This window comes from Enterobacter cloacae complex sp. IR5441 (genome assembly GCF_049238215.1).
GTDB lineage: Bacteria > Pseudomonadota > Gammaproteobacteria > Enterobacterales > Enterobacteriaceae > Enterobacter > Enterobacter hormaechei_C.
The window spans coordinates 16,209-27,457 of the sequence record NZ_JBMKIA010000019.1 but is presented as its reverse complement, the minus strand read 5'-3'; the positions used below and the strand labels follow the sequence as shown (position 1 = coordinate 27,457).

Below are 11,249 nucleotides of genomic sequence, written 5' to 3'. Positions count from 1 at the left end.
GGCAACTCAGTTCTTCAGCACCCACGCCTCTTTCCAGTGCGCGCCCACGCCTGGCTCAAACTGGGTCGCGTATTTGCTCCACTGCACGCAGTAGCCGCTATACGGGAACGGTTTACACTCGTAGGTCTTACCGTTTTTAGGCTGTAACACCACGGTGCCCGCTTTGTAGGAGGCAATGCTGTCCGGGAAGATAAAGTCATGCGGGCCGCTGCTGTCCGCCGCGTCGCTTTCCAGCATCAGGTTTAGCACGTCCTGCGCGAACAGGGTGCCGTCTTTGTTGGTGGCGTAGTATTTCAGCATATGGTGGCCCGCCGTGACGTCAGTCAGCGTCATGGTCACGTTTTGATTGACGTTATTCATATCCTGCTTCAGGTAACCTTTTTCGGCACCGTGGTGGTTCATCACGTGCGCTTCAAAATTAACGTCACCCTGCGTGTTCACATGGAAGGTCACAATCACATTGCCATGTTCGATTTTGCTGTATTGCAGATCGGAAACGGCGATGGTCTCGCTCACCTGCGCTTTTTGCTCTTCATAAGAGATGGCAACGGATTTCAGCGTGCTGCCGTCTTTCACGAATACGCTGTTGGCGCCGTGAACCGGACTAATTTCACCGGCTTCATCTTTCACACCGACGCGGACATCGCTATGAGCGGTGTTGATCTTCTGCGCCAGATCGTAGGACCACTGGTTAGCGTCGCCTTGTTCTGAAGAGCCGATGGTCATTTCAGTACGCAGGGCGGCAACTTCCCCGTTGGCGTCGAAGAAGCGTGCAATCACTTTATCGCCCACGTTCAGGTTATTCCCGGCAATCTGTCCGCTCAGGGTTTTACTCCACTGGGATATTACCGCTGGGGTATCGTCCGGCGTGACGTTGCCGGCGTTACCGAAATCAACGTCAATGGCCTGATAGAAACTGTTTGCGGTATCCGCAATTTCCCACACGCCATAAATAACCTGGTAGCCCGTACGTTCCGGGACATTACAGGTCATGGATTTTGTCATGGACGGTGCCTGACCATTCCCGTTAATAGTACAGAACGGCGTTAATTCGAACTGGTCACGGGTCAGCGGTTTATTGGGGTCCCAGTTTTGTTTGGTAATGTAATAACGCCAGTTGGTGGTTTTATGCGGCGCGGTATGGTGCCAGACAAATTCATGCGGGCCTGCCGTCATGGGGCTTTTGGTCCAGGCGTTCAGGCTCTGCTTATCAAGCTGGGAGTAGCTGGCAATACCGGCGCTGGCAAGCTGGCCGTCAGGCGGCATTGCGCCCGTCGGGAAGCCGGAGGTCTTTTCTACGCTCTGCGGTTCATATTGTACAGAGCCACAGTCAATATTCTGGCCGAGCTTACACATATAAGCGCGGCTGGCGGGGGATTCTATATATCCGTGTGCAAGTGCGGAAGACGCAACCGCTAATGTGGCAACGGCCAGCGCGATCTTAGAGAGTTTCATTCTTCATCCATTAATTAGAATATAACAAGGCAGCGTCAGTCTATTAATGGAGTGGGGGATGCGTCATTGCCTGGAGAGAGTAAAAATGGTCGCAATAAAAAAGGCAGCCTGAGCTGCCTTCTCTTTATTGAAATAAATTAGCGACGTACGGCAATCGCTTCAATTTCAATTTTTACGTCTTTTGGCAGACGCGCCACTTCCACACAGGAGCGCGCCGGGAAGGTGGCGTTGTGCTCGGTGAAGAACGCTTCATAAGTGGCGTTAACGGTGGCGAAATCGTTCAGATCTTTCACGAACACGGTGGTTTTGACGATATCGCCCACTTTCAGGCCGGCAGATTCGACGATCGCCTGCACGTTTTCCAGCGACTGACGCGCCTGCGCCGCTACGTCGGCTGGCACTTCACCGGTTTTTGGGTTCACCGGGATCTGACCAGAAGTGATGATCATGCTGCCCAGATCAACGCCCTGAACGTATGGGCCGATAGCCGCTGGTGCATTTTCCGTCGCGAGTACTTTGCTCATTTTTTCTCCAGAATTACAGCGTTAAGAATGTTCCCGGCCATTATAACAGCCGGGATTTCATTACCAACCTCAATTAGTTGGCCAGCACCACATAATGAGAAAACTCTTTTTCGCAGTATTTGCATTTGAGTGCAATGTCATTGGCGCGTTTTTTCACTGCGAAACTGGAGGAAACCGGCTCAGCATGACTGATGCAGTTGCTGTTCGGGCAGACCAGCACGCTTTCGATGCGATCCGGCAGGCTTGGGCGGGATTTGCCCACCACGTCGTAATCGTCGATGCGGTTAACCGTGGCGTCCGGCGCGTACAGAGACAGCTGGTTGACCTGCTCGTCGGTCAGGAAAGTGTTCTCGATCTTGATCAGGTCTTTACGGCCCATTTCGCCCGACGGCAGGTTCAGGCCGATGGTGATGCGCTGGTCGGTTTCAGTCAGTTTAAACAGCGTCAGCAGCTTAAAGCCCACCTGCGCAGGGATGTGGTCAATCACGGTGCCACGCTTGATGGCTTCAACCTGGAGTTTGTTATCGTGTGTCATGGTCGTCTCCCCTTACAGAGCTAATTCGCGATTCAGAACCAGTGCCAGTAACGCCTGGCGGGCGAAGATGCCGTTTCCGGCCTGCTGGAAGTACCAGGCGTGCGGCGTTTTATCCACGTCTGTGGTGATCTCATCGATGCGCGGCAGCGGGTGCAGCACCTTCATGTTGTCGCGCGCGCCCTCGAGGTCGCTGGCGCGCAGCACGAACTGCGCCTTCACGTTGGCGTACTCGGATGGGTCAAGACGCTCTTTCTGCACGCGGGTCATGTAGAGAATATCCACGTTGCCCATCACCTCTTCGATGCTGGCGTGCAGGCTCCACGCGATGCCTTTTTCGTCCAGCATATCGAGAATGTACTGCGGCATCGCCAGCGCGTCCGGGGCGATGAAGAAGAAGCGGTTGCCGTTAAATTTCGCCAGCGCCTGGGTCAGCGAGTGGACGGTGCGGCCATATTTCAGGTCGCCGACCATGGCGATGTTCAGGTTCTCAAGCGTGCCCTGCGTCTCCTGAATGGTGAACAGATCCAGCAGGGTCTGCGTCGGATGCTGGTTAGCGCCGTCACCGGCATTCAGTACCGGAATGCCGCCGGAAAATTCGGTCGCCAGACGCGCCGCGCCCTCCTGCGGGTGGCGCATCACAATCGCGTCAACGTAGGTGCTAATCACTGAAATGGTATCCGCCAGGGTCTCGCCTTTTTTGCCCAGCGACGTGTTGCTGCTGTCCGAGAAGCCCACCACGCTCGCGCCCAGGCGGTGCATGGAGGTTTCGAAGGAGAGACGCGTGCGGGTCGAGGCTTCGAAGAAGCAGCTCGCAATCACCTTGTGCTTCAGCAGCTCCGGTTGCGGATTGGCCTTCAGTTTTGCCGCGGTTTCCAGAACCAGTTCCAGCTCTTCGCGGCTGAGGTCGTTTATGGAAATGATGTGTTTTTGATAAAGCGGATTCATGTTTATCTCCTGACGCCGGGCAAAAAAAAGCCCCTCAAATGAGGGGCTCTGGGAATAGGTTTAGCAACGGGAAGAAAAACGGCAGGCCAGCGTCTGATTTCAGACGCGGTAAGACGATATGTCGTACACGCTTGACCATGCTTCCTCCCGGCAAATTGTCGGGCATTATACGCAGCTCGCTTTTGGGATCAAGCGATTTAATGCACGCTTTACTCAATGCAAACGGTTCTTTATGAATATTAATGCGTTCTGAGTAAATAATTAATTTGCTTATGCACCAGTGCGGTGCGCTTCACCACGCGGGGGGCGACCCAGACGATACTGCTTCCGGCCACCACGCCTAAAATTTCCGGTAACTGGTGATAATCCAGAATACGCGCCACCGCGCGGCCATATCCGGCGACGGTATGGATAAGGATAAATTCGCTGTTGTGCTCCACGCTCACCACCATTTCAGAGACGGTACGCGCCGCGTCGGGGGCCGGGCGCAGCTGGGGATTCAGCGAATAAATCTTTAGCCCTTTGGCATTGCGAATTTTTATGACACCGAGCAACTTGAGCAGACGTGAAACGGTGGACTGGCTGATGGTCTCAAAACCCCGCTCCTGTAAGTCGCGGCGGATCTCCTCCTGGGAGAGATAGCTCTTTTCCGCGATCAGACGCTGGCAGACCGTTAGCTGTAGTTGCTCTTTGGGAGAGTACTCTTCGTAATCCATCATAGTTCCCATATCAGTTCCCGAAATAACCGGTGGCACCGCACCGATCCGTAGGCCGGATAAGCGCAGCGCCATCCGGCAAATTACAACAGGGCGCCCAGGCTTAACGCCACCATAATCACCACCGTTAAAATCCCCAGCAGCGGCGCGACCCATTTCAGATAGCGCACGTAGGGCACGCGGGCGATAGCCAGCCCGCCCATCACGACGGCAGAGGTGGGAGTGATCAGGTTAACGATGCCGGACGCCGACTGGTAAGCCGTAACCACCAGGTCGCGGTTGACGTTAGCGAAATCGGCAAGGGGCGCCATGATCGGCATCGTCAGAACGGCCAGGCCGGACGAAGAAGGCACAAGAAACGACAGCACCACTTCCAGCCAGTACATCACGTTGATGAACGCCACCGTCGACAATCCGGTGACCATTCCCTCGGCGCTGTGCAAAATGGTGTGGGTAATCATGCCCTTATCCATGATCACTACGATACCGCGCGCGATGCCGATAATCAGCGCGACGCCCAGCAAATCTCGCGCGCCGTTGATAAAGGTTGAGGTCAGCTCCTCTTCGCTCATGCGGGCGATCAGCCCGACGATAATCGCGCTGGCGAGGAACACCGCCGAGATCTCCGCCATCCACCAGCCCAGCACCGCCACGCCGTAGATCATCACCGCGAAGGCGAGGGCGAAGATCACCAGGATGAGTTTGCGCACCGGGGTAAACTCCAGCGACTGCTCGCCCTTGTTGCCGAGGAAGTGGGCGCGGTTCTCTTCCTGCTTATCCGCCACGATCGACAGCGACGGATCCTTGCGCACCTTGCGGGCATAGCGCATTACCCACGCCACGCAGATGATCCAGCCGATCACCAGCAGCGCGATGCGCAACATGATGCCGTTGGTGAAGGGGATCCCGGCGGCGTTGGCGGCGATCACCGTGGCGAACGGGTTGATGGTGGAGCCGAGGGTGCCGATCCCCGCGCCGAGCAGCACGGTGGACGCAGCAACCACCGGATCGAACCGCGCCGCCAGCATCACCGGCACCAGTAAGGTATAGAAGGGCAGCGACTCTTCTGCCATGCCGTAAATCGTGCCGCCTGCGGCAAACAGCGCCATCAGGATCGGGATCATCCACTCTTCGCGGCCGCGTAGTCGAGTGGTGACGCGCTCGATCCCGGCGTCTATCGCCCCGGTTTTAGTGACGATCCCGAGGAATCCCCCGATGATCAGAATAAACAGCGCCACGTCGATCGCCCCGGCCTGGCCGGATTCCGGATCGTAGAGCCCGGCAATCGGCGCCATCAGCACCGAAACCAGCCCCTGCGGGTGCGCTGCCACGTGCGCGTAGGTGCCAGCAACCGGCACTTCTTTACCGAGCGCCTCGTTCATTGCCATATGGTACTGCCCGGCCGGAACAATCCACGTCAGCACGGCAACCACGGCAATCAGAAAAAAGAGAATGGTGTAAGCGGAGGGAAACTTGAACTTGCCCATGATGTTCTCCTGAACCCGGCGCACCCCGCGGCGCGCCGGGCGGTGATTAGTCGCCGAGTGTCGCCACCATGACCGCTTTAATGGTGTGCATGCGGTTCTCTGCTTCGTCGAAGACGATGGAGTTCGGTGATTCGAAGACCTCTTCCGTCACTTCCAGCCCCTTCAGGCCGTACGCCATTTCGATTTCGCGGCCCACTTTGGTGTGCTCGTTGTGGAACGCTGGCAGGCAGTGCATGAACTTGACGTTCGGGTTACCGGTGGCCTTCATCACGTCCGCGTTAATCTGATAAGGCTTCATCAGGCTGACGCGCTCGGCCCAGGCTTCCTTCGGCTCGCCCATGGAGACCCACACGTCGGTGTAGAGGAAATCGGTGCCCTGCACGCCTTCCTCCACGTCGTCGGTGAGGGTGATGCGTGCGCCAGTCTCTTTGGCGATGGCACGGCACTGCTCAACCAGGCCCGCCTCCGGCCAGAAGGATTTCGGCGCCACAAGGCGGATATCCATCCCCATTTTGGCCGCGCCGACCATTAGCGAATTACCCATGTTGTTCCGCGCGTCGCCGAGATAAGCAAAGCTCAGCTCCGGCAGGGTTTTGCCCGGAGAGTGCTCCAGCATGGTCATCAGGTCGGCGAGAATTTGGGTCGGGTGGAACTCGTCGGTCAGGCCGTTCCACACCGGCACGCCCGCGTACTCGCCCAGCTCTTCAACGATGGCCTGGCCGTAGCCGCGATACTCGATGCCGTCATACATGCGGCCCAGCACGCGGGCGGTGTCCTTCATCGACTCTTTGTGGCCAATCTGCGAACCGCTTGGGCCGAGGTAGGTGACCTGCGCGCCCTGGTCGAACGCACCCACTTCGAAGGCGCAGCGGGTGCGGGTGGAGGTTTTTTCAAAGATCAGGGCGATGTTTTTCCCGACCAGGGTTTGTTTTTCGCGTCCGGCTTTTTTGGCGGCCTTCAGCTCGATGGCGAGATCGATCAGGTACTGGATCTCCGCCGGGGTGTAGTCCAGCAGTTTCAGGAAGTTGCGGTTTTTCAGGTTAATGGTCATGGGGAAATCCTTTTTAAAATTTGTGCTGTCTGATGCCCTCACCCCGGCCCTCTCCCTGTGGGAGAGGGGGCGTACATTCCCTCTCCCTTTGGGAGAGGGTTAGGGTGAGGGGAAAACGACTCAGTTACGAATCAACGTGCCTTTCTCGCCCGCCAGGATCTCCGCGCCGTCATTCAGCGCGCCGATCCCGGCAATGCCGTTGCAGGCCTCAACAAACTCGCGGCAGGCGGCCACTTTCGGCCCCATCGATCCGGCGTCGAACTGCATGCCTCTGAGCAGCTCCGGCGTCACCTGCGCCAGCGGGCGCTGGGTTGGCTTGCCCCAGTCGAGGTACACCGCGTCGGCATCGGTGAGGATCAGCAGGGCATCGGCCTCGATCTGGCGCGCCAGCAGGGCGGCGGAGAGGTCTTTGTCGATCACCGCCTCAATGCCGCGATAGCCGTTGGCGTTTTCCACTACCGGCACGCCACCGCCGCCGTTGCAGATCACCAGGTGGTCGCGCTGAATCAGCGCCGTGATGGCGTCACTCTCGACGATGCGCTTCGGCTGCGGCGACGGCACCACGCGGCGGAAGTAGCTGCCGTCGGCCTTAAACACCCAGCCTTTTTCCGCGGCCAGCGCTTTAGCCTGGGCTTCGCTGTAGACCGGGCCGATGTACTTGGTCGGGTTGCTGAACGCCGGGTCGGCGGCGTCCACTTCCACCTGCGTGAGCAGGACGCTGACCTCGCGCTGGGGCAGATTGTTTTTCAGCGCCTGCTGGAGCATGTAGCCGATCATTCCCTGGCTTTCGGCGCCAAGAACGTCCAGCGGGTAGGGAGTGACTTTGTCGTAGGCGCTGTTTTGCAGCGCCAGCAGTCCGACCTGCGGGCCGTTGCCGTGCACCAGCACCACGCGCCACTGTTCCGTTAAGCCGGCGATGGTGCGGGCGGCCTGCTCAATGTTCTGGCGCTGGATCTCCGCTTCCAGCGGCTCGCCGCGCTTGAGCAGCGCGTTGCCGCCAAGGGCCACAACCAGAGTGGGTTTTCGTTCCATGATGGCTCCTTTAAATTCCGTCGCGTTCCAGTGGGCAGCTCATGCAGCGCGCGCCGCCGCGACCGCGTCCCAGCTCGTCGCCCGGGATCGGCAGCACGGTGATGCCTGCTTTGTCGTACTTCTCGTTGGTCCAGACGTTGCGCTCGTAGCCGATCACCACGCCCGGGCGGAGGGTCAGGACGTTGTTAGCGTCGTTCCACTGCTCGCGTTCGGCTTCAAAGGCGTCGCCGCCGGTGGTGATCAGGCGGACGTGGTTAATGCCGAGGGCTTTCTCGATGGCGTGCAGCAGGTCGGTTTCCTGAGTGCGCAGCAGGCCGCCGCGTCCGTCCGGGGTGAGCGTCCAGCACTGGGCGTCCTTGCGCACCACTTCCGGGTAAACGGAGAAGGTGTCCACATCGATGTGGGTCATCACGGTGTCGAGGTGCATGCAGGAGCGGTGTTTCGGCAGCTCAACGGCAATCACGCGCTCGGCCTGGCGATGTTTAAACAGGCTGTTGGCGAGGAACTCCACGCCCTGCGGCGTCGTGCGCTCGGACATGCCGATCAGTACCGCCCCGCGACCAATCACTAATACGTCGCCGCCTTCTAATGTGGCGTGGTCGTAATTAATATTCTCGTCGCCGAAATACTTAATAAACTCGCCGTCGGCAAATGCGGGGTGCCAGCGATATATTGCCCGCAGGTTATTGGTTTCACGCTGGCGGGCGGGTTTCGCCATCGGATTAATGGAGACGCCGTTATATATCCAGCAGGAGGTATCGCGGGTAAATAAGTGGTTAGGCAGCGGCTTCATAATAAAATCATTCGCCGTGTGGGTATCGACCACCATATTTTTAATGGCCGCCGGAATTTCACCGTAGGTTAATCCGCCGCTTAATCTGCGCGCCAGTTCGCGGTGCGGCATATCCGCCAGCCAGCCGCGCACGTCGGCGGCAAAGGTTGGTCCCAGGCGATAGTCGGAGATTTGTGTTTCAAGAAGCCAGGCTTTTGCTTCAGCAATATCAAGCGTTTGCGTAAGAAGGTCGGTCAACAGCAGGACTTCCACACCCTGCTCGCGCAGCGTGTTTGCGAAGATGTCATGCTCTTCACCCGCCCGTTCAACCGAGAGCACGTCATCAAATAGCAGCTCCTGACAGTTTGAGGGGGTTAACCGTTTCAGACTTAAATTAGGACGGTGCAGCATAACGCTACGCAATTGACCAATTTCAGAACCGACGTAATGCTTTTCCATAATTATTCCTTTAACTTTTTTTCAGAATAAAAAGGGCATGCGCCATGTGATGTGTTTAATTTCATGGCGGCTAAGCTCAATTGATTTCGTGATTTATAGTAGGCGCTTAAATAATGGTTATTGTGACATTGCTCACGCGAAAACCGATATTGAGCAGTTTATTTTCAATTGCATGATTCGTATCAGATAATGATTAATTTCATATTATTAAGGGATGAATAGCTAAGCAGGAACGGGTGGCAATATTTGAAGTTGTTATTATTTTGTAGAATCACACGCTTTGAAATATTTAGTTATATTGTTGATTTTAATGGATAAAATGTTGTCACGGGAATAGCTATGCAATAATGACAGTTAACTATTTTTCACTTAAGAGAAATCAATAAATAATTATGGATTTTTAAAGGAAATAACCAAAGTGATAAAGTGTGATACACCAACAGGTTTTGTGAGTTATGTTTTAAATTCAGTGAGTTAGATCCTGTGTGCAAAGTGCATGAAATGAGGTTATGCATAACCACTGCATAAATGCCTGTGTGCAATTAACAGTGGATTAACACATTTCCCGATAAACATGCGCTGACGCAAATCTTGTCAAAAAAGGGCTGGTATGGAAGAGGCAATTCTCGTATAAAACATAAAAATGAAACAATGTTTTAATCTGAGGGTTGTATCATGATTATTGGCAATATTCATCATCTCCAGTCCTGGCTGCCAGAAGAGCTGCGCCAGGCCATTGAGCACGTTAAGGCCCACGTCACCGACGCAACGCCGACCGGTAAGCACGACATCAATGGCAACAGCCTGTTTTATCTGGTTTCGGAGGACATGACCCAGCCGTTCGCCGAGCGTCGCGCTGAATACCATGCACGCTATCTGGATATTCAGATTGTGCTAAAAGGTCAGGAAGGGATGACCTTCAGTACCCTGCCGCACGGTACGCCGGACACCGACTGGCTGGCGGACAAAGACATCGCGTTCCTGCCGGAAGGCGAGCAGGAGAAAATCGTGGTGCTGAGCGAAGGGGATTTTGTGGTGTTCTGGCCGGGCGAAGTGCATAAGCCGCTGTGCGCGGTGGGAGCGCCGGCGCAGGTGCGTAAGGTTGTGGTGAAGATGCTGGTAGAGTAACCCTTACCCCGGCCCTCTCCCAAGGGGAGAGGGTGTAAAAGTTCCCTCTCCCCTTGGGAGAGGGTTAGGGTGAGGGAACCAGACCGCACCCACGCATAATGTGATCCAGCTTAAACTTCCCGCACTCCCTCCTCATCTCCCATTTACCTGCGCTTTTTCTGCGTCATAGTATGATCGTTAAATTAATGAACGCTGTTCTATAATGTAGAACAAAATGATTCAGCAAGGAGATCTCATGCCGCAGTCCGCGTTGTTCACGGGTATCATTCCCCCTGTCTCCACCATTTTTACCGCCGATGGCCAGCTCGATAAACCGGGTACCGCCGCGCTGATCGACGATCTGATTGCTGCGGGCGTCGACGGCCTGTTCTTCCTGGGCAGCGGCGGCGAGTTCTCCCAGCTCAGCGCCGAAGAGCGTAAAACCATTGCCCGGTTTGCGATCGATCATGTCGATCGTCGCGTGCCGGTTCTGATCGGCACCGGCGGCACCAACGCCCGGGAAACCATTGAGCTGAGCCAGCACGCGCAGCAGGCGGGCGCGGACGGCATCGTGGTGATCAACCCTTACTACTGGAAAGTAACGGAAGCGAACCTGATCCGCTATTTCGAGCAGGTGGCCGACAGCGTCACGCTGCCGGTGATGCTCTATAACTTCCCGGCGCTGACCGGGCAGGATCTGACCCCGGCGCTGGTGAAAACCCTCGCCGACTCGCGCAGTAACATCGTCGGCATCAAAGACACCATCGACTCCGTCGCTCACCTGCGCAGCATGATCCACACCGTTAAAGGCGCCCATCCTCATTTCACGGTGCTGTGCGGCTACGACGATCATCTGTTTAATACCCTGCTGCTCGGCGGCGACGGGGCGATCTCGGCCAGCGGCAACTTTGCCCCACAGGTGTCGGTAAATCTTCTGAAAGCCTGGCGGGATAACGACGTGGCGAAAGCGGCTGAGTATCATCAGTCCCTGCTGCAAATCCCGCAGATGTATCAGCTGGATACGCCGTTTGTGAACGTCATTAAAGAGGCGATCGTGCTCTGCGGTCGTCCGATTTCTACGCACGTCCTGCCGCCAGCCTCGCCGCTGGACGAGCCGCGCAAGGCGCAGCTGAAAACCCTGTTACAACAGCTCAAACTCTGCTGAG

General features: G+C 56.3%; 12 protein-coding genes and 1 pseudogene. 3 read left to right on the top strand and 10 right to left on the bottom strand.

What is annotated here, in order from left to right; genetic code table 11:
• Window positions 1-6: 6 nt before the first annotated feature.
• The 5 genes from gbpA to ACOTX5_RS18185 form a co-directional block, all read right to left on the bottom strand.
• Window positions 7-1,455: an N-acetylglucosamine-binding protein GbpA gene (gene gbpA, locus ACOTX5_RS18205; protein WP_045911377.1), complete on the bottom strand. Its 1,449-nt coding sequence runs from the start codon at window positions 1,453-1,455 to the stop codon at window positions 7-9.
• A 137-nt stretch (window positions 1,456-1,592) separates the two neighbouring features.
• On the bottom strand, window positions 1,593-1,979 hold the full coding sequence (ridA, locus tag ACOTX5_RS18200) for a 2-iminobutanoate/2-iminopropanoate deaminase (protein WP_003863373.1): 387 nt from the start codon (window positions 1,977-1,979) through the stop codon (window positions 1,593-1,595).
• 73 nt (window positions 1,980-2,052) lie between these two features.
• Window positions 2,053-2,514: an aspartate carbamoyltransferase regulatory subunit gene (gene pyrI / locus ACOTX5_RS18195; RefSeq protein WP_003863370.1), complete on the bottom strand. Its 462-nt coding sequence runs from the start codon at window positions 2,512-2,514 to the stop codon at window positions 2,053-2,055.
• 12 nt (window positions 2,515-2,526) lie between these two features.
• Window positions 2,527-3,459 (bottom strand): aspartate carbamoyltransferase, encoded by a 933-nt coding sequence (gene pyrB / locus ACOTX5_RS18190; RefSeq protein ID WP_003863368.1) that lies wholly within the window; start codon window positions 3,457-3,459, stop codon window positions 2,527-2,529.
• Between the two features lie 34 nt (window positions 3,460-3,493).
• Window positions 3,494-3,598 (bottom strand): pyrBI operon leader peptide, encoded by a 105-nt coding sequence (locus tag ACOTX5_RS18185; RefSeq protein WP_071524139.1) that lies wholly within the window; start codon window positions 3,596-3,598, stop codon window positions 3,494-3,496.
• On the opposite strand from ACOTX5_RS18185, the pseudogene ACOTX5_RS18180 reads away from it, so the two are divergent.
• A pseudogene (locus ACOTX5_RS18180) lies at window positions 3,578-3,695 on the top strand (hypothetical protein). The gene ACOTX5_RS18185 and the pseudogene ACOTX5_RS18180 sit on opposite strands and share 21 nt — an antisense overlap.
• Window positions 3,696-3,698: 3 nt before the next feature.
• Here the strand turns inward: ACOTX5_RS18180 and ACOTX5_RS18175 are convergent.
• From ACOTX5_RS18175 to arcA, 5 genes are all read right to left on the bottom strand, one after another.
• Window positions 3,699-4,178 carry an arginine repressor gene (locus ACOTX5_RS18175; protein ID WP_003863366.1) on the bottom strand — a complete coding sequence of 160 codons (480 nt, stop codon included), beginning with the start codon at window positions 4,176-4,178 and terminating at the stop codon, window positions 3,699-3,701.
• An 80-nt stretch (window positions 4,179-4,258) separates the two neighbouring features.
• Complete coding sequence (locus ACOTX5_RS18170) at window positions 4,259-5,662, bottom strand: YfcC family protein (RefSeq protein ID WP_003863365.1); 1,404 nt, start codon at window positions 5,660-5,662, stop codon at window positions 4,259-4,261.
• A gap of 46 nt (window positions 5,663-5,708) precedes the next feature.
• Entirely contained in the window at window positions 5,709-6,713 is a 1,005-nt protein-coding gene (gene argF, locus ACOTX5_RS18165) for an ornithine carbamoyltransferase (protein ID WP_003863360.1), read from the bottom strand.
• A 120-nt stretch (window positions 6,714-6,833) separates the two neighbouring features.
• Window positions 6,834-7,745 (bottom strand): carbamate kinase, encoded by a 912-nt coding sequence (gene arcC, locus ACOTX5_RS18160; protein WP_017383904.1) that lies wholly within the window; start codon window positions 7,743-7,745, stop codon window positions 6,834-6,836.
• A gap of 10 nt (window positions 7,746-7,755) precedes the next feature.
• A complete protein-coding gene (gene arcA, locus ACOTX5_RS18155; protein WP_017383903.1) occupies window positions 7,756-8,976 on the bottom strand; it encodes an arginine deiminase in 1,221 nt (406 codons plus the stop codon).
• Between the two features lie 675 nt (window positions 8,977-9,651).
• On the opposite strand from arcA, the gene ACOTX5_RS18150 reads away from it, so the two are divergent.
• On the top strand, window positions 9,652-10,104 hold the full coding sequence (locus ACOTX5_RS18150; protein ID WP_045911379.1) for a YhcH/YjgK/YiaL family protein: 453 nt from the start codon (window positions 9,652-9,654) through the stop codon (window positions 10,102-10,104).
• A 235-nt stretch (window positions 10,105-10,339) separates the two neighbouring features.
• Complete coding sequence (gene yagE / locus ACOTX5_RS18145) at window positions 10,340-11,248, top strand: 2-keto-3-deoxygluconate aldolase (RefSeq protein WP_045357370.1); 909 nt, start codon at window positions 10,340-10,342, stop codon at window positions 11,246-11,248.
• Window position 11,249: the final 1 nt, after the last annotated feature.